This is a genomic window from Microcoleus sp. MOSTC5 (genome assembly GCF_036701825.1).
Classification (GTDB): domain Bacteria; phylum Cyanobacteriota; class Cyanobacteriia; order Cyanobacteriales; family Microcoleaceae; genus Microcoleus; species Microcoleus asticus.
Window position 1 is genome coordinate 67,687 of sequence record NZ_JAUBRK010000024.1, and the last position, 22,686, is coordinate 90,372.

General features: G+C 44.5%; 16 protein-coding genes. 9 read left to right on the forward strand and 7 right to left on the reverse strand.

The window, feature by feature from the left end:
- Positions 1-118: 118 nt before the first annotated feature.
- The 3 genes from QUA54_RS15365 to QUA54_RS15375 form a co-directional block, all read right to left on the reverse strand.
- Positions 119-1,489 carry an O-antigen ligase domain-containing protein gene (locus QUA54_RS15365; protein WP_333199294.1) on the reverse strand — a complete coding sequence of 457 codons (1,371 nt, stop codon included), beginning with the start codon at positions 1,487-1,489 and terminating at the stop codon, positions 119-121.
- A 103-nt stretch (positions 1,490-1,592) separates the two neighbouring features.
- Positions 1,593-2,720 carry a glycosyltransferase family 4 protein gene (locus QUA54_RS15370; RefSeq protein WP_333415298.1) on the reverse strand — a complete coding sequence of 376 codons (1,128 nt, stop codon included), beginning with the start codon at positions 2,718-2,720 and terminating at the stop codon, positions 1,593-1,595.
- Positions 2,721-3,133: 413 nt separating this feature from the next.
- Complete coding sequence (locus tag QUA54_RS15375) at positions 3,134-4,327, reverse strand: glycosyltransferase family 4 protein (protein ID WP_333415299.1); 1,194 nt, start codon at positions 4,325-4,327, stop codon at positions 3,134-3,136.
- A gap of 1,142 nt (positions 4,328-5,469) precedes the next feature.
- On the opposite strand from QUA54_RS15375, the gene QUA54_RS15380 reads away from it, so the two are divergent.
- Positions 5,470-7,704 carry an ATP-binding protein gene (locus tag QUA54_RS15380; protein WP_333415300.1) on the forward strand — a complete coding sequence of 745 codons (2,235 nt, stop codon included), beginning with the start codon at positions 5,470-5,472 and terminating at the stop codon, positions 7,702-7,704.
- Here the strand turns inward: QUA54_RS15380 and QUA54_RS15385 are convergent.
- Complete coding sequence (locus QUA54_RS15385; protein ID WP_333415301.1) at positions 7,697-8,386, reverse strand: CPBP family intramembrane glutamic endopeptidase; 690 nt, start codon at positions 8,384-8,386, stop codon at positions 7,697-7,699. The two genes, QUA54_RS15380 and QUA54_RS15385, sit on opposite strands and share 8 nt — an antisense overlap.
- A 368-nt stretch (positions 8,387-8,754) precedes the next feature.
- Here QUA54_RS15385 and QUA54_RS15390 point away from each other — a divergent pair, with 368 nt between their 5' ends.
- Positions 8,755-10,344 carry an Hsp70 family protein gene (locus QUA54_RS15390; RefSeq protein WP_172191256.1) on the forward strand — a complete coding sequence of 530 codons (1,590 nt, stop codon included), beginning with the start codon at positions 8,755-8,757 and terminating at the stop codon, positions 10,342-10,344.
- Positions 10,345-10,421: 77 nt separating this feature from the next.
- Positions 10,422-11,249 carry a YwqG family protein gene (locus QUA54_RS15395; protein WP_333415302.1) on the forward strand — a complete coding sequence of 276 codons (828 nt, stop codon included), beginning with the start codon at positions 10,422-10,424 and terminating at the stop codon, positions 11,247-11,249.
- A gap of 126 nt (positions 11,250-11,375) precedes the next feature.
- Here the strand turns inward: QUA54_RS15395 and QUA54_RS15400 are convergent, their stop codons facing one another.
- Together QUA54_RS15400 and QUA54_RS15405 are read right to left on the reverse strand one after the other, a co-directional pair.
- Positions 11,376-11,897: a L,D-transpeptidase gene (locus QUA54_RS15400; RefSeq protein ID WP_333415303.1), complete on the reverse strand. Its 522-nt coding sequence runs from the start codon at positions 11,895-11,897 to the stop codon at positions 11,376-11,378.
- Between the two features lie 100 nt (positions 11,898-11,997).
- A complete protein-coding gene (locus QUA54_RS15405; RefSeq protein ID WP_333415304.1) occupies positions 11,998-12,636 on the reverse strand; it encodes a bifunctional 4-hydroxy-2-oxoglutarate aldolase/2-dehydro-3-deoxy-phosphogluconate aldolase in 639 nt (212 codons plus the stop codon).
- A gap of 763 nt (positions 12,637-13,399) precedes the next feature.
- Between QUA54_RS15405 and QUA54_RS15410 the strand changes: the two genes are divergently transcribed.
- Complete coding sequence (locus QUA54_RS15410; protein ID WP_333415305.1) at positions 13,400-14,248, forward strand: DUF1206 domain-containing protein; 849 nt, start codon at positions 13,400-13,402, stop codon at positions 14,246-14,248.
- 376 nt (positions 14,249-14,624) lie between these two features.
- On the opposite strand, the gene ftsH3 is transcribed toward QUA54_RS15410, so the two are convergent.
- Complete coding sequence (gene ftsH3, locus QUA54_RS15415) at positions 14,625-16,463, reverse strand: ATP-dependent zinc metalloprotease FtsH3 (RefSeq protein ID WP_172187434.1); 1,839 nt, start codon at positions 16,461-16,463, stop codon at positions 14,625-14,627.
- 196 nt (positions 16,464-16,659) lie between these two features.
- Here ftsH3 and QUA54_RS15420 point away from each other — a divergent pair, with 196 nt between their 5' ends.
- From QUA54_RS15420 to QUA54_RS15440, 5 genes are all read left to right on the forward strand, one after another.
- The gene (locus tag QUA54_RS15420; protein WP_333415306.1) at positions 16,660-17,139 is read left to right on the forward strand and encodes a hypothetical protein; all 480 of its coding nucleotides are present in this window, start codon (positions 16,660-16,662) and stop codon (positions 17,137-17,139) included.
- 348 nt (positions 17,140-17,487) lie between these two features.
- Positions 17,488-17,943, forward strand: a complete 456-nt coding sequence (locus QUA54_RS15425; protein ID WP_333415307.1) for a hypothetical protein — start codon at positions 17,488-17,490, stop codon at positions 17,941-17,943.
- Positions 17,944-17,959: 16 nt separating this feature from the next.
- Positions 17,960-19,219 (forward strand): class I SAM-dependent methyltransferase, encoded by a 1,260-nt coding sequence (locus QUA54_RS15430; RefSeq protein WP_333415308.1) that lies wholly within the window; start codon positions 17,960-17,962, stop codon positions 19,217-19,219.
- Between the two features lie 36 nt (positions 19,220-19,255).
- Entirely contained in the window at positions 19,256-21,790 is a 2,535-nt protein-coding gene (locus QUA54_RS15435; protein ID WP_333415309.1) for a methyltransferase domain-containing protein, read from the forward strand.
- Positions 21,787-22,659, forward strand: coding sequence for a GDP-mannose 4,6-dehydratase (locus tag QUA54_RS15440; RefSeq protein ID WP_333415310.1), 873 nt, complete (start codon positions 21,787-21,789; stop codon positions 22,657-22,659). Before QUA54_RS15435 ends, QUA54_RS15440 begins: the two co-directional genes overlap by 4 nt.
- The last annotated feature ends 27 nt before the right edge of the window (positions 22,660-22,686 follow it).

A 22,686-nucleotide genomic window follows, 5' to 3' on the forward strand; every position in this document is an offset into this window, starting at 1 on the left:
CAAATATAGCGCAACTTCCGAACTTGATTTAATGCAAAAATAGGAATTTTTTTAGTTGTTGTATTCAGCGAGGGCAAGATATTTTCAAGCTTGAAGTGAAGCCGCGCATCCCTGAAAATCATCCTGATTTTTGGTGAACCAGCGACTGTCTTCTTGGTGGCGAACTGGTTTTTTTGGTCTTAAGGCTTTCGGGAGCTTTTAAGACCAGACCCGATATTCCTCCAGCAATCATCGCAAAAATCGGGTTAACCATAGCGTTCAAAACACAGTCAAACACGTACATAACTAAGGCTACTCCCAGGACGGCAGCGGGCGCTACTTTGGGATTAGACCAGGTTCTGGCGGGATACTTGAACACGCAAAAGACGATAACAGGAAGTAACAATGAAGAAAATAGACTAGCTAAACCGACGGCACCGTTGACGCCAAATGCAATAATCCATAAGCTGTCGGTGACCGAGATATCTTTACCGGACTGGTCGTACACGCGGTTGCCACCAGAATCCCCCCAGCCAAAAAGAAAATTTTGCCGCGCTTTTTCCCCCAATATCTCTTCCATGTCAAATCTAAACTTCAGAGAGGCGGCTCGTTCTTCGCCAAATATTGGAGTGATGAAGTCCATCACGTCTTTGCTCGAAAATTGACCCGATGCAGCTACGTACAGATAAAATACTATATATCCAATTATAAATAGCAGGGGCAAAGAGGTGCGAAACCACTTTGCCGAGAATAATACGAGTAACGCCATTGCAAATAAACTGTAGGCGCCAGTAGAACGGCACAGCAAAAAAGCGATCGTTAATATAATTGCTAAAGTCTTGATGTTGCGGCCCATAAACTTTTTGATCACCCCAGTTTGCCAAAGCCAAACTGCGATTAAGGCGGCTGTCATCATCCACACGCCCACCATCAAACCGTGCTGCATAAATACTACCGGTCTCCACCCCCCCAAACGCCTTGCTTGGCCCCAGTCCTCAAAGGCATTGACGCCGTAAATCATTTGGTGCAGAATTGGGCCCTTAACACCTTCAATTAAAGTAAAAGGAATGTAAGCCAACCCACCTGCAACAATCCCGATCGCCAATTGTCGCAGCCCGTCTAAACTACCCAGATACAAGCGTCCTAAAAAATAAGGCAGACCCCAAGTAACGATTTGGTTGAGAGTCGGAGAAATCGGGCTGCCGCCATTAGTAACTTGTGAAACAATTGGGGACAAACAGCAAATTACCATTGGCACGTCCAGCCAACCGGGCTTAAAAGTGGTGATGCGCGCAGTATCGTAGATAAGAGTCCCCAGCAAAATGCCGTAGCAAGCTGCCGAGATTTTGGTATAGGGCGGCAATAGGGGGATGGGATAAGAAGCTTGCGGCAAAAACAGCCACGCTGCAACAAAACAGATAATTACCGCCCGTTGAGGCGGATACCTCACAAACAGGTAAAAAACGATTGGAATAAAGCCGAACATAGCAAGTGGGATTAATGCAACCATAGTTTTTTTTGCAGTAAAATTTTAGAAAGACAACTTAATTTGCCCAATAAAAATTCTCGCTTAAACGATCGCCCAACCCCAATCTTTTAAATCAACCTCTATTTTACGCCTTCGCCTTGTTCGTTAATTGTGTTTGAGGTTCCACAGCAGCGTACAGTGCCGCCTCGAAGAGATTAGTTGCATCCTCCCAGGTATAATTTATCACTGTCTCCAAAGCAGTCTTGGACATGGCCCGCCATTCGGCATCAGACAACTGACAAATCTGCTCGATCGCTTTTGCCATATCCTCTGGGTCATTTGGCTTGACAAGTATGCCACCCCCGCCAGCAAGTAGTTCCGGAGCCGCACCAGCAGGAGTGCCGATGACTGGAGTGCCGCAAGCCATAGCTTCTAAAATTGGCAAGCCGAAGCCTTCGGAGCTGCTGGAAAAGAGCCAAGCATCGCATTTGCTGTAAAATTCTTTTAGTTGATCCTGAGTAGGTGCCTTATTATACTCCGTGCCATCAGGCAGCAAATTGGGAGGAGGAGTATCGCCCGAACCAAAGGCAACTAAATGAAGGTTGGGAATTTTTTCAGCAGCTATAGAGAAAGCTTTCAGGGCAAGATCGCAGCCTTTCCAAGGAGTTGTAGAATAGTACATCCCAACGGTCGGAACTGACTGCTTGCCTCGCGGCTGCTTGCCTCGCGACTGGGGGTCGTAAAACTGTTTGGTGTCCACGGTGGGAGGGACGAGAGATACAGACAAATCGCCGTATTCATTCCGAGCTATGTCGGCGATCCACTGGGCCACAGCGATTTTGTGCATCGGCAACCGCCAAGTTGCCTCTACTCGACCTTTTGGTATGTAGTCAAAAGCCTCGTAGTGTTGGAGAAAATATACTTTCCTTCCTTTCCTGGGAGAGAGTTTTGCCACCCACTCGGCAGTTTCCCACCAAGTAGCCATGATAATATCGGCATCAGGTACGTCAATGTCGGTAATTGGACGGTAGGTTTCGAGAACTCGGCGTTCGACATCCACCTTGTCAAAGTGAGACTCTTGTTTCTTGGGAGCGGACTGCCAACCCCTACCTCTGAGGAGCGATCGCAATTGTTGGATCAAAGTAGGTTGCCCAGGGGGCGTAGAGACGATAAATATTTTGTGTCCTCGCTTTTGGAGAAGTTCTGTGTAAATAGATAACACCCTCATGCCACCTGTAAGGCTAAGGGTAGGCAGGACAAAAGTAATTTTCATGAATAGATGCTGAAGATTGATACTGGTTAAAACTCCTCCATAACAGCAAGTTCGCACTTACCAGCCTATTTTTGGCTTTTCAGCAGGGTGCGGGTTTCTGCTGGAGGCGATCGTAACTCGATAGTCGAGCCGATCTTACTTTGTCCTCAGGGACTTTTCCCAATTACAAATCGGGAAATGTTTGAGGACTAGACAAGTTTAACCTGTAACGAAGCCAGCTTTAAAAACTCCGTTGCACTCGGGTTCAGATTTTGGCCGATCGCTTTATAACCAGTATTCGCTCGTCAGTGGCGTCAGAATTCGTGTCGAGACTGCTGGGTAGAAAACAGGACACGGGCGATTTTAGTTGTGGCAGAAGCACCCCACCAAACAATATTGAGTTTCTGCTGAGAATCCCGCGCCAGAGCGAGCCGCTAGCGCAGAATTTCAAATGGCTGCAGTTCGCCTCCAACCCCAATTTTTTTGTTGGCCACTGCTGGGACCGCATCGTAGGGAGAAGAGGAAACTATATTAACGTCCCGCTGTTTAGATTTGTCTATAGCAACTTTCAAGCCCGCTTCAAAATGAGCTGTGGCATCATCCCAAGTATAATTGTTCACCTTGGCATAGGCCGCTTCTGACATGGCTTGCCACTTGGAATTTGGCAACTGACAGATATACTCTATGGCTTTGGCCATTTCTTCGGGATCTTCTGGTCTTACAAGTATGCCAGTACCGCCGCTCAAAATTTCAGGAGCAGCACCTGCTGGGGTACTGATGACGGGAGTGCGGCACGCCATCGCTTCGATAATTGGCAAGCCGAAGCCTTCTGAGCGGCTCGCCAGCAGCCAGGCATCGCATTTGCTGTAATAGTCTTTGATTTTGTCTTGGTCGGGTTGAATTACATACTCGGCATTGGCCGGTAGGGGCAATTCCGAGGATGGGGCCTCTGTACCGAAGGCAACCAAACGCAGGTTGGGGATCTTTTCAGCAGCTAAGGCAAAAGCTTTGAGGGCGATGTCGGTTCCTTTCCAGTAGATTGGAGAGTAAAGTATGCCAACTGTAGGAACCGATTGTTTGTTGCGAGGACTGGCGTAAAATTGCTTGGTGTCCACGGTAGGAGGAGCTAAGGAAACTGTGCGATCGCCGTATTTAGTCCGAGCTAGGTCCACTAACCACTTAGAGATCGTAATTTTGTGCATGGGCAGCATCCAGGTTGCTTCTACTCTACCTTGAGGTAGATAATCAAAAACTTCGTGGTGCTGGATAAAATAAGCTTTTGCTCCTTTGCTGGGAGAGAGTTTGGCTACCCACTCGGCGGTTTCCCACCATGTGGCAACTACTACGTCAGCATCAGGTACATCTTTGTCCTCTACCGGCCGGTAGCGATCGGTAATTTTGTGTTCTACACCTAAGTTATCGAAAAATGAGGGTTCGTTTTCAGGTGTGGAAATCCAACCCCGTCCCCGCAGCAGCGACTTGACTTGCTGGCGCATACTCGGTTGGGCGTGGGGTACAGAGATGACGAACACGGAGTGTCCTCGCTTTCTCAAACGTTCTGCGAAAATAGATACTACTCGTATTCCACCAGTCCAAGACAGAGTAGGAAGCACAAAGGTGATTTTCATTTTTAAGTCCCGCTGAAGACTCCGATTCGCTTACGGCGCTGCTACCAGCGCTGATGTTAGAGATCGAAAGGAAAGAGGGGCGGGTGAATATTAATTACCGCTTTCCTGGTGTGTACATAGAATCCAACCTTGCGACTGTTGGCAACACGCCAGTATTGATATGCCACAAGTTCGCTGTCATTGAATGGATAATAACAACTGATGCGCTCGCGAAACAGTCCTCTAGGGATAATGTTTAGGTGGGCAAAAGTTCCTCCTAAAGACTGATTCATCATTATCAAACAGCATCTTTTTTTCGCGACAAACACCAAGCTAAACAACACTTCCTTTTTAACAGAATAGAACTTGCTTATGCTACAGAAAGGGAGGTACGGGAAACCGAAAAGCATCCAACCTTTAATGGGGGACAAAAAGTAGCATTTGTAACAATCTAGAGTAGATGGATGAGCGCCGTTAGCAAAATTTTATACAGCATTAAAGATGAAATTCTTATTTTGAAAATGTTGATTTCCCGATCGCTCCAACAGATCTAAACACCGATCGGCGATTGTGGTTTTTTGGTAACGGTGCTGTCGGTATTGCTGGACACAATATCGTATTCTGTCAGGATTCAGACATAGTGGTTTTCTCAAATACCTGCTGAAGCGCGAGCGAGTAACCGTCCTGGACGGGCGAAGGAGGGAAAAAACCCAATTTTTCAACCGATATCTCTTCCCCTCACCGATCGTATGTTCGTCAAAAAACCCGGTTGATGCGTCCACTGTTTGAAAAAATAGGTTTCCCAATCGTGCTACACAACAAAGAATTTCACCGATATAAATTTAATTAGCTGGCTGAGTTTTAAATTTGTTAATAAAAGGCGATCGCCTAAAAAAGTTCCCAAAAGCGACTGCCACTTCTGGGCGGAGTATATTATGTAGCGTGCCTGCGCAAGCCCTGTCTAAGTAATTACCGTAAAAAAGTTCAGCAAATTATTCAATGACCATGTAAAGATAAAAGGAATGCTCTGGATCGATCGGCCTAGATCGTGCCAACGTTGACTCCTAAACTGCAGCTGCAGCTTCGCGGTATGTATCAAATGACCTCGCTTAAAAAAATTTGATGTTATGAAAAAATCATTATTCCTAAGTTTGCGATTCCGGATGACAATCGGTGTGCTCTTGGGGGTTGTGCCGCCGATGCTTGCAGCAATATGGTTTGCCAGTTTTCACGCAGCTAACATTATTCGATCGCAAGCAAAACAAAACCTCGAATTGAAAGCAGATGTGTTAACGGAAAGCATCTCCCGGTGGGAACAAATGAACGTTCGATTGTTGCGCAGCATCAGTCAAGATCCGAGTACAGTCAGCATGAATGCCAGCAAAATGTTGCCGCTGCTAGTTGGCATCAACCGCAGCTATAGCCACATATACCTTGCCGAAGCTTACAATTTAGAAGGGTACGTTGTTGCCCGCGGCAGTGGCACGCCGCCCGATCGCATCAAACGCAGCGATCGCTATTGGTTTAAAAGTGCAGTTGCTGGGACTGAAATTACTTACGAAGCTTTGATATCTCGCTTAACGGGAAAACCAGCAGTTATTTTCTCAACACCCATTCGGGAATTTGCTAGTTTAAGTTTGGGCGATCGAGGAAATTCAGTCAGCGAATTGCAGCAGCAACTCAAACAACTCGGCTATTACAAAAACGAAATTACGGGAATTTACGGCAACACCACCGCCAAGGCAGTTGCTCAATTTAAAAAAAAATATTCAGGCTTGCCTGCAGGTGGCAGCGTCGATTTTACAACCAAGCAGCTTCTCGAACTAGCAACTAATTTTCAACAAAAGTTTTCTCAAACACACCAATTAAATTCAATAGATAAATCTGCCGACCAACTGGGAAAAATTCAAGGAGTAGCTGTTATAGGTATATTATTAAGCGACATCGCTAGCTCGATCGGAACAGTCCGAATCGGCAAAACAGGCTTCGCTTTTTTGGTAGACAAAAAAGGTCAATTAATCGCTCACCCCGATCCGAACTTACTTGCTCAAAAGCAACTAATAAACCTCAGCAACTATCCGCCAGTCAAAACTCTACTAGCAGGCAAAAGTGGTGCATTTTACTTCGCCGACGATCGGGGAGTGAAATGGCTTTCATGTCTGAACCAATTAGAAAGTGGCTGGGGCGTAATTATCTTGCAGGAAGAAGCCGAGGTTTTAGAAAAAGAACAGTTATTTTGGCAGTTGGCAATTACTATTGCCGCCATTGCAGTCTTGGGAGTTGGCGGTTTGACGTGGATATTAACCAGCCGTTTGGTTCGGCCGATCGGGGACTTGACAGTTGCAGCAGCACAGCTTTCTAGGGGTGACTGGAATCAGAGAGTAAATATCGATCGCCAAGATGAATTGGGAACTTTAGCCAAAGCTTTCAATCGCATGGCTGTGCAGTTGCAAAAGTTATTTGCTAGCTTGGAAACCAAAAATCAGGAAGCAGACAAAGCTCGCACCGAAGCTGAAACAGCTAGCAAGGCAAAAAGCTTATTTATGGCAAATATGAGCCACGAACTCCGCACGCCTCTGAATGCGATTATCGGCTACAGCGAAATGTTACAAGAAGAATCCTTCGACCTCAATTGTGAAGAATTAGTCCCTGATTTGCAAAATATTAATAATGCAAGCAGACATTTACTATCTCTCATTAATGATATTTTGGATATTTCTAAAATTGAAGCGGGTCGCATAGAATTATACTTAGAAACCTGCGAACTTTCGACAATCATTCAGGATGTCGCTACTACTATTAAACCTTTGGCTGACAAAAATCGCAATGCTTTCGTAGTAAAGTGTCCGCCCGATCTCGGCACGGTTTATACTGATGTTACTAAGATTTATCAGTGTTTGTTAAACCTGCTGAGCAATGCCAGCAAATTTACCGAAGCTGGTGAAATTACTTTAGAAGTAAGACGCTTTAGAAGGGAGAGGGAAGAGGAAAGAGGGAAGAAGGAAGAAGCTCAATGGAAGTCGGAAGAAAAATTTATTTGTCTGGGAGAGGAAGAAGTAGAATCGGATGTTTTAGGTTTAGAAGCGAAGCGAAAAGGAGCCAAAAGCGAGAAAGAATCAGAATCGGATATTCGGGCTGGTGAAGAATGGATTAGTTTCAAAGTCAGCGATACTGGAATTGGAATGAACGCAGCTCAAATTGAGAGAGTATTCCAAGCTTTTACGCAAGCGGATGAGTCTACTACTCGCAGGTACGGTGGTACGGGTTTGGGACTGGCAATCGCCAAGAAATTCTGTCAGATGATGGGTGGAGATATTAGTCTGGAGAGTGAGTTGGGAAAAGGGTCAATTTTTACTGTAGAATTACCAGCGATAGTCGCTAAAAAAGCAGCTAGTTAAAGAGTATTTGCCAACCAATCATTGCCAGCGCCAAATCTGCGATCGCGTGGCTGATATAACTAGACCAAAGTGAACGGTAAGTCAGATAAGACTGAGACCAAATTATCCCGGCGGCGAAGACAGCTAAGGAGCCTAAGATCACAGCCTGCCAGTCGCTGTAAGCTGCTATTACAAAAATGTGGTGGAGGGTGAAAAATAGCGAACTCAGAAATATTGCTGTTGTTCCCGGTATGAGAATCTGGCACTTGTTGCAGACAAACCACCGCCAAGTAAATTCTTCAATCAGCGAGTTAACCAGCACAAAATATGCTTCAACAATCAAGTAAATATTAGCGCTGCTAATACCTAATTGGTGCGATTTTTCTTTAGCAATTACAGGATCGATCCAGTGCTGGCCGAAAAGCCGATAGATACCTACAATCATCGCAAACATGAATATTCCCCACATAGATCCAGCCAGCAACTCTTGGGGCTTGGGCAGGAATAAACGCAGTTTTTTGCGCTCGACCAAAACAGACCACGCGATCGGAAAAACCAGCAACCAAACTTGACACAATACTGACAGTGTTTGTCCCCAGCTTCCAGGGGCAATATACAAGCCTGCTATGATACCAATACTAGCAGCAGGGACAAGCAGTGTTAGAGCCAATAGTGCTGTTTTGCGATCGCCCATGTGCAGCATTTTTCACCCTTTATTTGAAAATTGGATTAATATCAAAGGTAAAAGCTTGGCGGCGGCGGACAGATGATACCACTTTCCAAAAACAACGCAACTGTAGGCCCGCGATCCAAACCATTATCCAGTAAGTCATTCCCAAGTCTTTAATCTAAAATCTAAAATGGTATGAGTTTTGTGCCGGTTATAAAAGTGGCGCTTATTTGTTGTTGCAACGAAAAATATCCAGTTGCATAAAATGGAAGACTCCGCTGCTAAAGGAGTTTTGGTTGCAACAAAGTCTTTATTCAAGCACAATTTGATATTATGTTGGTATTTGCGGCTCCAAATACCATAATATAATCTAATCCTTAGTAGCTGTGTATTTTGGCTGAATGACGATCGCAATTGATTTTGGAACTAGCAACACCGTCGTCGCTCGCTGGAATCAAGCCCTCCAGCAGCCCGAAACTTTGAAATTACCGGGATTGTCGGCAATCTCGGCTCAAAACCCCCCCCTAATTCCCAGTTTACTCTACGTTGAGGACGCTGCGGCAAATAAAGTAATACTCGGTCAGCAAGTCCGCGACAGAGGCCTTGATTTGAGTGGAGATTCTCGGTTTTTCCGCAATTTTAAGCGGGGAATTGGCACTTCTGTTCAGGGTTTTGTGCCGGAACTTGACGGGCAACTTATTACTTTTGAACGAGTAGGTGAGTGGTATTTGAGCCAAATTGTGAACTCAATTCGCGAACTGCCCTTGCCCGTAGATTCTTTGATTTTTACTGTGCCAGTAGATAGTTTTGAAGCTTACCGCCATTGGTTGGGCAAAGTGTCTGAATCTCTGCAAGTAGAACAGGTGCGGATATTGGACGAACCTACGGCGGCTGCTTTGGGTTATGGTTTAGCCGATCGCGAAATTCTGTTAGTCATTGATTTCGGCGGCGGAACTCTCGATCTTTCTGTAGTGCGTTTGGACGCTTCCTCCGACAAAAAGCCTCTCGGTTTTATTCTCAAGTGGGGTGAAAAGTTATTAGCTGAATCTTCAGCGCAAAAGGCAAAAGTTGCCCGGGTTTTGGCTAAAGCCGGACAAAATTTAGGCGGTTCTGATATTGATAATTGGTTGGTTGACTATTTTTTCAAAACAAAAGGGCTGGCCAAATCTCCGATAACAACCAGATTAGCAGAACGGTTAAAGATTCAGTTGTCTTTGGTAAATCAGGCAGTTGAGGTTTATTTTGATGACGAAAATTTTGAGAGTTACGAATTAGAATTAGATCGCTCTCGCTTTGAATCTATCCTCGCGGAACATCAGTTTTTTGACAACCTCGACGAGTGCATGAATCAAGTATTGCAGCAAGCGCGGCGCCAAGGCTTAGAAATTGGCGACATCGATGCAGTTTTGCTAGTTGGCGGTACTGTACAAATTCCCGCTGTGCAGCGTTGGGTGCAGCAATATTTCGAGCCTGCAAAAATTCGCTGCGACAAACCCTTTGAGGCGATCGCCCAAGGTGCTCTGCAACTGAGTCAAGGCATAGAAATCAAAGATTTTCTCTATCACAGTTACGGCATTCGCTACTGGAACCGCCGCGAAAATTGCCACAGTTGGCACAGTTTAATTAAATCCGGCCAGTCTTATCCGATGAGCGAACCGGTAGAATTAGTCTTGGGAGCTTCTTTAGAAAATCAACGAAGTATAGAATTAATTGTCGGCGAATTGGGAGCGGAAACTGGTGGCACGGAGATATATTTTGATGGCGACAGGCTAATTACTCGCCAACTCGCGGGTCAAAGATCGGTACAGCCACTAAATGACAAAGACGGAGCACGCAGCATCGCTCAATTGACGCCGCCAGGGTATCCCGGGAGCGATCGCATAAAAGTTTTGTTCCGCGTTGACGAACAGCGCTTTTTGCGCATTAGCGTGGAAGATTTGCTGACAAATGAAACTTTGTTAGAGGATAAACCAGTGGTGCAGCTAAGTTAGGAATAGGCTTTACAGGTAACGTGCGCTTCGGCGCACCCTACTGATTGCATGCAAAACAAATTGATTGTTAAACGTAGATGAACTACAACCTAGAATTTCCACTCTCTCCCGAATTAGAAAAGTATCGCGACCGAATCGAAGCTACGATTAAACCTTACATTGAAATTCAAATCCAGAATAACGATAGGCTTAATTTATGGCAGAGTAAATTTGGGGGATTGCCTTATTTACCTAAAGGCTTTGAGTATCCAAAAACTGCTGACGGTAAATATTTATTCTTGCTAGCACAAATCAACTTTTCTGAAGTACCGCCTTTAGATAGTTTTCCCGATCGAGGAATTTTGCAGTTTTATATTGGAGACGATGACTTATATGGTTTAGATTTGGGCAATAAGGTCGATCTAGATAATCCCACAGTCAAAGACAGATTCAAAATAATCTATTTTCCTCAGCCAGACTTGAACGTTGAAAACATCATTACCAATTATGATTTTTTGCCGGAACCAGAATTTTTTCCTGTTCGTGGCTGTTGCAGCTTGCAATTTACCAAAAAATATGCGCCGATTAGTATCAGTGACTACAGATTTACAGAACTTTTAAGTTCAGAAATTTATGAGTTATTGAACGACTATGAAATTGAAAATGAGTACAGAAAAATATCGCATTCCTTTGGTCATAAAATAGGTGGTTATCCTGATTTTACGCAAAATGATCTAAGAGAATATAGTAGTAAATACGGTCGGGAACACAAGTCAGACATTCTGCTATTCCAAATAGATACAGAGCGAAAGGATACAGTAGATATTATGTGGGGAGATATGGGTATAGGTAACTTTTTTATTGAGGAATCAGCACTCAGACAATTAGATTTTAGTAAGGTTTTATACAATTGGGATTGTTCTTGAAAGCAGCAGTGAAGTAAGCACACCTAAAAAAACGTAATACTCATAGTCCCGACTTCTTTAAAAGAAGTCGGGGCTGTAACAGATTGAATAGTGTTTGACTATGCCCGATGCCCAATTCCCAATTCCCTAAACCTGAGATTTGTGCACCACCACGGGTGTTCCCACCGAGGCCCATTCAAATAGCCATTTAGCATGATTGACAGCTACATTCGTGCAGCCGTGAGTAACGGGATTGCCAAACAAATTGTGCCAGTAAGCGCCGTGAATTGCCATGCCTCCGTCGTAATACATTGTATAGGGAACGTCGGGCACGTCGTAGTCCGGCCCAGTCATCCTAGCAACGCGGTATTTGGTTTCAACCGCAAAGGTTCCCGTGCGGGTAGGAGTCGATGATTTGCCGCTGGAAATAACCACCGCGTAAACTGCTGTATTTCCTTCCCAAGCTATTAGCCTTTGTCTTGACAAATCTATTTCAATCCAGCGTTCGCTGGATTGCTGCAACTGCATAATTTTATTGGCAATTATGTTGTGCTGTTCGCCGGCAATTGCAGGAATTGAACCGCCGCAGAATGCAGCAAGAGTGAGAGCGCAGCCGGCACAGAAAGTTCCAGCGCGGCGGAAGTAAATTGAGTTGATAATGCTGTTCATTCCTCACACCTCGTACTATTTTAGATTTTAGATTTTAGATTTTAGATTGAGTTCTACTATTTTAGATCTTAGATTTTAGATTCGAGATTGGAAAGAGGGCTTAACAAGTTGTTAAATTTTGGGCGAGAGTTCGGGCAATTTGGACGATCGCCCGCCAATCTCCACTTTCCACTAAGTGTTTAGGAAATAAGTCTCCGGCTAAACCAACGGCGATCGCCCCAGCGTCAATAAATACTTTGGCATTTTCCAGCGTCACCCCGCCAGTGGGAATTAAAGGAATGTGTCCCAAGGGGCCTTGCAGGCTTTTCAGGTAGGCGGCGCCTCCCAAAGCCGATATCGGAAACACTTTAACGCAGGTAGCGCCTGCTTGCCACGCGGTCACAATTTCCGTAGGAGAAAAAGCACCGGGGACGATCGGCACTCCGGCGTCAACTGCTGTTTTAATCATAGTTAAATCGGTGTGGGGACTAAACAGAAATTGAGCGCCGCAGTCTATTGCTTGCTGCAACTGTTCTAAGTTTAATAAAGTGCCAGTGCCAATACTAAAAGTAGGAAATTCCGAGCGGAGTTCGGCAATTAATTCAGCGGCTTTGTGGGTGTTCCAAGTAATTTCAATAAACTGGATTCCTCCTGCTGCTACCGCTGATGCCATCTGCCAAGCAAGTTCCTTTTCGGAGGAACGGATAACGGCGATCGCTCGATGTTTTTTTAGCTGTTTCAACCAAGATTGATGATTCATACCATTTGAAATTTTAGATTTGAGATGGGAAGCCAAAATAGGGAACTCGTATTATTCTGATTTACATATAATTTTAGTACAGATTACCAAATCCGCTTTTAGATGGTAGGGTGCGGCTCTTTTGTAGTAGATCCCGCTCTGTTAAATAAACAACTTGCTCCCTGTCAATCGATTTTAGATTTTAGATTTTAGATTATAGATTTTAGAATCGACCCCACGGATGAATCCGGGGGCGAGCACAAGATGATTCGGAGCTTTCTTTCTCCCTCCACGGATGAATCCGGGGGCCCCGAACCTAATTACTCTCGGTCAGCGGAAAATTTCGCAGAGAGCTAGAAATCGAGTTGCAAATATTCCTTTAGCTAGGAGGTACAAAAATCCACCAACCTTAGTGTATCGAGCTTATTGCCGTGACAGTAGCGGCGGTGGTCTTAGCAAGACCGATCGCGCTTAACAGAAAGCCATATCATAACTAACAAGAATTCGAGCAAGTCGCATCCTGCCGTAATCCTCTAGAGATACTATTCGACTGCGATCGCTCTGACTAATTTACCTACCTGGAGGGATGCCACAAATTGCTGAACTTCAGAAATTAATAATAGGAGAACTATTTATACCAACATCCGCCAAAAAAAACCCTATCTTGCTTGTCCTATAACCAAAAATAGGTGAGCGATATGCCTCAGGCACGCTACGCGATCGCAACGGATTTAGTATGATGCACTTACAATACCCAACTCAGTCTAAATTATTGTAGAAAAATATGACCGATCGCAACTCACCAACTGATAACATTAAACAATCAGTCCGACGCGCCACCTCTGACTCTAGGTTCGAGCGACTGGCAAGACTGGGATATGCCGCCAAAGGCTTGGTTTACTTTATTATCGGTTTTCTAGCCGCCCAAGCAGCTTTTGGGGCTGGCGGTAGAACCACAGATAGCAGCGGTGCCTTAAGCACAATTGTCACCCAACCCTTCGGAAAATTCCTGCTGTTTCTTGTGACAATTGGCATTATTGGGTACGTTCTTTTGCAAATTGCTCAAACGATTCTCGACCCGGAACACGCTGGTGAAAAAATGGATGCCAAGCGAATTGCCCAGCGCGTTGGCTATGGTTTTAGTGCGTTAGCTTATTCAGGTTTGGCGCTGACGGCTGTCAAATTAATTATCGGTTCTGGTGGTAACAGCGGCAATGCAACTGAAGATTGGACGGCCCAATTTTTAGCACAACCTTTTGGACGGTGGTTGGTAGGATTGGCAGGAGTAATTGTTATTGGTGTCGGTTTTTATAATCTCTACCAATCTTATAAAGCTAAGTTCCGCCGCCATTTAAAACTCAGTCAAATGAGTCAGGCAGAGCAAACTTGGGCAGTGCGGTTGGGTCGATGTGGTATTGCTGCCCGCAGTATTGTTTTCGTGATTATCGGTATTTTCTTAATTCAAGCTGCCAAACTATCGGATGCCAGTCAAGCTAAAGGATTTGGTGAAGCGCTAGCAATCTTGGCACAACAACCTTTTGGTTCTTGGCTGTTGGGAATTGTCGCTTTAGGTTTGATTGCTTATGGCATATACTCCGCGATCGAAGCTCGTTACCGACAGATTGTGCGTTGAAAAACTGGTGAATTTTCCAGTTAAACTATATTAAATCCCCACTAAGAATGGTTGGTAGTGCGGAGTTTAGTCCGCTCCGACCTGCGGACTAAACTCCGCACTACCAACCGTTTTTTATTATGGTAATCAATCGGACACGATCTGATATGATAAGTAAGTCTACTTAATTAAACGTAACATCCAAATCCCCCAAAAGCTTACTGGATAGGTATTCTTCCTTCTTCCTTCTTCCTTCTTCCTTCTTCCTTTTACTTATCACCAGCCCCCAATCCTAAATAAAAATCGGGGCGATTCCAGACAATCCCAGAATCACCCCAATTACCGATTTTAAACTTTAGATTCAATCCCAAATCCAAAATCCAAAATCCAAAATCAATTAGGCAATAGTTGCCATTTTCACATCGCTATTAGCCAACAAATTTTGCAATTCGTCCGAATCCACAGTTTCCTTTTCAACTAGCATATCTGCCAAAGCATTAAGGACGTGGCGGTTGCCGACGAGTACATCTTTAGCGCGACGGTAAGCTTGCTCTACCAACAAACGCACTTCATCATCGATCGTCGCTGCGGTTTCTTCGGAGAAATCCCGTTCGGCCATGATATCGCGACCCATGAACATATTCCCTTGCTGGCGGCCGAGAGCTACAGGGCCTAGCCGATCGCTCATTCCAAAGCGAGTTACCATTTGCCGCGCTACTCTTGCCACTTGCTGCAAGTCGTTCGAGGCACCGGTTGTCACTTCTTCCTCGCCGAAGACAATCTCTTCAGCAATGCGGCCGCCCAAAGCTACCGCCATTTGATTTTGCAAGTAAGAGCGAGAATACAAGCCAGAATCCATCCGATCTTCGCTCGGTGTGAACCAAGTCAAACCGCCAGCGCGACCGCGGGGGATAATGCTAATTTTCTGCACCGGGTCGTAGTCGGGCATCAAGGCACCGACTAAAGCGTGACCGGCTTCGTGGTAAGCTACCAAGGTTTTGCGCTTTTCGCTCATCACGCGGTCTTTCTTTTCCGGGCCGGCGAGCACGCGGTCGATCGCGTCGTTGACTTCATCCATCGAGACTTCGGTCAAGTTGCGGCGGGCGGCCAAAATTGCTGCTTCGTTCAGCAAGTTCGCCAAATCGGCACCGGTGAAACCGGGAGTGCGGCGGGCGATTTTCTCCAAGTCCACATCTTTCGACAAAGTTTTGCCGCGGGCGTGAACGTTGAGAATTTCTAGGCGGCCTGAGAAGTCGGGGCGATCGACTACAACTTGGCGATCGAAGCGACCCGGACGCAGCAGCGCGGCATCTAGCACGTCGGGGCGGTTTGTGGCAGCAATCAAAATGATGCCAGTATTGCCCTCAAAGCCGTCCATTTCTGTCAGCAACTGGTTCAGGGTTTGTTCCCGTTCGTCGTTACCACCGCCCAAACCAGCTCCCCGCTGGCGGCCTACGGCGTCAATTTCATCGATAAATACGATACAAGGAGCGTTTGTTTTAGCTTGTTCAAACAAGTCGCGGACGCGGGAAGCACCGACACCCACGAACATTTCCACAAATTCTGAACCGGAAATCGAGAAGAAGGGAACGCCAGCTTCTCCAGCAACTGCTTTTGCGAGCAGGGTTTTGCCAGTTCCGGGAGGGCCGACCAGCAGCACGCCTTTGGGGATTTTTGCTCCGACTGCGGTGAAGCGGTCTGCATTTTTCAGGAAGTCCACGACTTCTGCGAGCTCTAGCTTGGCTTGTTCGATGCCGGCTACGTCGCCGAAAGTCACCTGAGTTTGTGGCTCCATTTGGACTCTAGCTTTGGATTTGCCGAAGTTCATGGCTTGGTTGCCGGGCCCGTTTTGGGCGCGCCGCACCAGGAAAAACAGTCCCACCAAAAGCAGGATCGGGAAGAACAGGCTGCTGAGGGCTTTTACCCAAAAGCCTTCGTCGCTTTGGGGCAGAACGGAAATGTCTACGTTGTTTTTGGTCAGGATGTTGATCAGTTCGGGGTCGTTCGGCAGGTTAACGATTACCTTGTTGCCGTCCTGAGCTGTAACCAGAGCTTTGCTGCGGTCAGAACTGATATTTATTTTGTCTACTCTCTTGCCTTCGACTTCCTGAATGAATTGACTGTACTTCCAAACTTCCCTACTTGGGGGCTGTTTGTCAAAAAATGCCGTTGCTAAGGCAATGACTACAATAGCCAGCAGTGCGTACAGGCCAGCGTTTCTCCAGCGTTTATTCACCGAGGTCGATCCTCCTAATTTTTAGTCCCTGCGATTTGGGATTTTTTATTTATGTTCATCAATCTTAACGTAATTGTAACTTGTTTTTGTGTGGTGAGGAATCCCGGCCATGGTGCGGCGGTCTGAGGTGCTGACAACCGAACTTCTCATCGGTCTGTGAATTGGCTGTTATCGTTACAACAATATTAAATAATTTTTGTCAAGAGTTGGCGCCCCCCAGCCCACAAGATTTTCGGCGATCGGCGGGCGATGTTCAGTTAATCTAGTAAAAACCCAGAAGTCAACAGCGATGGGAATTACCTACACTACCTTAAAAATTAGAAATTTTTTGACTGACAGCGAGATAGTGGATCAGGAGGCAAAAGTACATACAGGAGCGACGATGCTAGTTTTGCCAGAATCAACTGCTGCACAACAGTTTAACTTCCCTAAGATGAGGAAGCAGATAGTTAAGTATGCTAACGAAGAGACTGCTGAAAAAGATATTATTGGTGGGGTTGAAGTCGAAGTGTGCGGTAGGAAAGGTTGGTTTGAAGTAATCGTCCCACCTGGGAAAAAGTATGCTTTACTCGATGCTATTGTGATGGAGGCGCTGGATTTGATTGTCGATCCCAGAGGGTTGCAAATATATCCCAATCCTCGCTCTCTTAGTCTACCTATGGCTGAGATCGAGTAGAGCGTTGAATTTGTCTATTGAACGAGAGAGTGTGATGTTAAAGCTGCTTGCGATCGGATGTCTCAATCCTCAGCATTTTCTATGTAAAATAATCCTGTGTGCGTGCAAAAACGTTGTATAAAATAGTATGGACTATTATGGGAACAACCGAAATGGGTTTTCGTCTGTTAGCAAACGATCTATATTAGTAGCTTGGCGGTAACAACTACGATAAAATCTTTAGTGTATGACTGAGCGCTAAGGCAGGAGCGAGGGTTACAGCGTGATGTGCGGAAACTTCCTTTAGAAACAACGAGCTATCGCCAAATATCCTCAGTTAGATTCTTTTCAACCAATCACATTTGACCTATGGCAGAAACACTTGGCTCTCTCTGCGACAAATTGACAATTGTTAAATTGAAACAGTGGCATTGCGAAGACGAAATCAGACTCAAGAGCCTTGCTGTTCAAGAAAAACAGCTTCAGCAGGAAATGAACGAATTTATTAGCGCTGCTATATCAAGTCAAATTCCTATCGATCGCCTGACTTTCGCCTCAAATAAAGTTTATAAAAAAGAAGGCAATTATGTGCCTGATGTCCTTGGAAGCATAGGCGAAATCTTCTCGCAGCTCGCCCACGTTAACTGCAACTTGTGGCACGAACAAGAAAAAGTCTATGAGTTTGAAAAAGTGGCAGGCTCAGAAAAAGATCGAGTTGTCAAACAGCTAGCGATCTTGAACTTAGAACGGAATAAGTGTATAGATGGAATAGATGGAAATTTCAAAGCACTGGTAGAAAAGCTAGGCTCTCAAAAAAACAACTAATTTTAGAGGTAAAACAATGCACTTAGGTCATCGTAAAACTTGTCGGGTATGCGGTTCTTCAGCCCTCACCCCAGTCATTAATTTAGGCGAACAGTATTTGCAAGGTTCCTTTGTCAAACCAGGCAAAGAAGAACCGCCCCTGAGAAAAATTTCCCTTTCTCTAGTGCGTTGCGATCCCACCAAAGATGAGAAAGCCTGCGGTTTATTGCAGATGGAACATACGGTTCCGCCGGAAGTTTTATATTCTGCCTACTGGTATCGTTCCGGCACGAACGCAACCATGCGAAATCACTTGCAGGGAATTACTGAAGAAGCCGCATCCCTAATTGGCAAAAGTAATGCTCGTGTTTTAGATATTGGCTGTAATGACGGCACTTTACTAAAGTGCTATCCGCAAAACTTTATCAAATTTGGTGTCGATCCGTCAGACGTAGCTCAAGAAATAACCGGAGACATTACTGCAATTCAAGACATTTTTCCTTCAGAAGAACTCACCAAGGTTTTACAAGGCGAAAAATTTGACATTATTACGTCAATCGCCATGTTTTATGACCTGGAAGATCCGGTAAGCTTCTGCAAAGAAATCAAAAAAGCGCTTGCTCCTGGTGGTTTGTGGGTCTTTGAGATGTCTTATATGCCATCCATGCTCAAGATGAATTCTTACGACACAATTTGTCACGAGCATTTGGAATATTACAGTTTAGCAGTGCTGGAATATATACTGAAACAAGCTGACTTGAAAATAGTAGATGCCGTACTTAACGACATCAACGGCGGTAGCATTCGCTGTTATGCAACGCATCTTGACAACTTTGCCTTCAAGAAACAAGAAGCTGTGACGCGCATCAAGCTATTACGTCAGGCAGAATTTGACATGGAACTGGATACCGACAAACCCTACAAAAATTTTCAAGACAGGATCAACGTGCATAAAGAGCAGTTAGTTTCGCTGCTAAAAATGTTGAAAAAAGAAGGTAAGAGCATTCACATTTACGGTGCATCGACTAAAGGCAATACAATTTTGCAGTGGTGCGGAATTGACAATCGCATTATAGATGTAGCGGCGGAGAGAAATCCAGATAAATACGGCGCTTATACGCTCGGTACTGACATTCCGATTGTCAGCGAAGCGGATTCAAGGGGAATGAAGCCGGATTATTATTTAGTCTTGCCGTGGCATTTTAAGGAAGAATTTCTCAAGCGCGAGGAAGAAATACTGAATAGGGGTGTTGGTCTAATCTTCCCTTTGCCTAACGTGGAAATTATCAAATACTAAGTCAAGAAACAAGACAGCGCACAACAGGATAAAGCTATGGCACATTTCTTCATTCATAACAGTTTTCACAGCGGCGATGTGATTTTGACAAGAGCCGTAATTCAGGCGGTGAAAATTAATTTTCCTGGGGCGAAAGTTACCCTGGAGTGCGCTGAAGTCTCTACTTATCTTTGGCAGGATTTAGATTTGCCGATCGCGCTGTATCAAGGAAGCGAATACAAAGGCACAGAACGAACACCAAACTGCCCCGATGATGCCATATTTGTCAATATGTGGTTTGGGGTTTTTGATGATATTTTGAAGCTCTACGGTATGACTTACCAAAATAACGTTCATACCTTTAATCGTCAAATGTATCAGCAGCATATAAATCATAAATATCTGCTGCCGATACCGATTCACATCCCCATGATTACCTTCTTTGGGCAGCCCGAGAAGGTAATAAAAGTTAGAAAAAACAGCATTTTGGTAGAAAACGGAGAAGTTTTATCGAATCAAAACTATTTTTATTTAAACGAACATCTGAAGCAAATACTATCAGATTTCCCTCACCTCAATTTTTACTGTTCAGCTTCTCCTAAATTTACCGCTACGAATATAGTTGATTGTAGCGGAATGAACCTTAAAAACTTGTCGCAAGTCGGAGACAAATGTATTGGTTTGTTGATGAAAGGAAGTGCTATAAATGCCGCCTCCCAAACGGAGATTAATCGATATAAACCTCGCTGTATTGTTGGCTGGAATTTACCAGAGAAGCTTTGGGATAACTTGGAAAATCCGGTGGTTTATGCCAAAAATTATGAAGAAGTCAAAAAATGGCTTGGCAAGCTTGCGGAAGATATTAGCTTACCTACAGGCGAAGCCAAGACAGCAAATATTATTTCTGCGAGCGAGTCAAAATTGCACCAATCACTAGCAAGCAAAGACAACGATAACTTGCTAGATAAAATTTTGATTGTCTCCCACAAGGAAAAACAATGCGGCGTGCATGAGTACGGTCTTAATATTGCTGAAGCGCTCAAAAAATCAACTCAATACTCTTTTATATATGCGGAATGTTCAAGTTATGAAGAGTTTTTGGATAATGTCAACAAGGTAAAACCCTCAGCAATTATTTACAACTATTATTCCTCGACATTACCTTGGGTTAATAAGAAAATACTTCAATCCATCAATGTACCACACATTGGCATTATTCACGAAGTTACCCAGCGAGTAGCAGATGCAGCAAATAATACACTTTTTCAGTACCATATAGGGCCAGATCCTACATTGCAACTGAAGAATCCAATTGTTTTTAAAACGGGAAGAATTGTACAGCCCTACACGAATTATTACAGATTACCAGAGATCCCTACTATTGGGAGTTTTGGATTTGGAATGCAAGGTAAAGGATTTGAGAAGGTCATTGCCACTGTACAGCAAGAGTATGACGAGGCACTGATTAGGCTGCATATTCCCTTTGCGACTTTTGGCGATGCTGACGGCAGTCAAGCAATTGCTATAGCAGAACGATGTCAGCAGTCGATCGTTAAGCCCGGTATTAAACTCAGTTTGAGTCACGACTTTCTCAGTCAAGAAAAATTACTTGATTTTCTTGCACAAAATACGGTTAACGCATTTTTCTATGAAAAACATGATAATCGTGGTATATCGAGTACGATCGATCACGCCCTGGCTGTAAAGAGACCTATTGCAATCACAAAAAGCAATATGTTCAGACATATTATTTCGGCAAAGCCTTCAATTTGTATTGAAGATTCAAGTTTGAAACAAATTGTTGATAACGGTATTGCACCGCTTGTGCCGTTTTACAATGAGTGGAGCGAAGCTAGTTTCGTTTTGGATTATGAGCGTATGCTTGCTCAAGTATTAGGGAAGCAACAGAAGTGGCACAGCAACAGGTATTTAGATGTTGGTATTCCAAATGTAAGATCATTGAATCTGATATTGGATGATGCTGCCCGATCGCAGTACCAACCTATTATTAATCAGTTATTTGCGCTGGTTCCTGAGATGATGGCTCGTAAAATACCGGAAGCTAATATTCAGCAAGCTTTTATTGTGGATACTGTGCAAAAAATTGCGTCCAAGTTTGCTGCTCCTAAAATTTTATGTATTGGGAGCTATGAAGATAGTGCTGCTGGTGCATTGAAGAAGCTCGGCTACCCTATGGAAGAAATCGATCCGGCGATCAATTGCGATCTCAACACCTATTTTCAGAAACACTCTACTATCAAGGGCAGTTATGATATTATTTTTTCAACATCTGTGCTTGAGCACGTCCAAAATGATGAACTGTTTATGGTGCAAATCGCTGAACTTCTGGCACCCGGAGGTACTGGAATTTTAACGTGCGATTACAATGACCAGTATAAACCGGGCGATCGCATTCCGGCAGTAGACTTCCGCCTTTACACTCAGAAAGACTTCCGACAACGACTTCTTCCTTTATTGAAAAATTGTGTGTTCCCTGACGTGCCGCAGTGGGATTGTCCGAATCCAGATTTTATCTATGAAGGATGTCGTTATACATTTGCCACCTTTGTTTTTCAGAAAAATAAACTGTGAACGCTCTTATTTTTGGTGCTAACGGACAAGACGGATATTATCTCAGTGAGTTGTGCAAGTCCAAAGGAATCAAACCTACAGGCTTATCGCGATCGGGAGATTGGATTCGTGGCGATGTATCTGACTGCGAGCAGGTTGAGGAGTTCGTAAAAGAATACAAACCAACCTATATATTTCACTTAGCTGCGAAATCAACAACGCGACACGAGGCGCTGTTTGAAAATCATGCAGCAATTTCAACTGGTACACTAAATATTTTAGAGGCTGTGTACAAACACAGCCCTACCTCCAAAGTTTTTATTACAGGTAGTGGTGTTCAATTCTATAATGATGGCAATCCTATTTCTGAGGATACTGCATTTGAAGCAAGCAGTGCTTATGCAGTTGCTCGCATTCAATCAGTTTATGCAGCCAGATTTTACAGAAGTCTCGGTATCAAAGCCTATGTAGGATATTTATTCCATCACGAAAGCCCTCTCAGAAAACCCAATCATGTCAGCCAAAAAATTGTACTCGCCGCTAAGCAGATTCTACGGGGTGCGGATGAAAAACTGCAAATAGGTGATATCTCTGTAGAGAAAGAATGGACATTTGCGGGTGATGTAGCACAGGCTATAATGACATTGATTGAGCAGGATAATATTTTTGAAGCAGCGATCGGTTCCGGCAAAACTCATTCCATAAAAGATTGGATAGAAGTCTGCTTTTCGCACCTCGGTTTGGATTGGACGCGCTATGTAGAGCCGACTGAGAATTTTCAGACTGAATATAAGCGATTAGTATCCAATCCCACGCTAATGTACAGCCTGCACTGGCAACCAAACATAGACCTGCGACAACTCGCAGTTATGATGATCGAGACCAGATAAAATTACGCTCTAACTTTAGGTATTTGA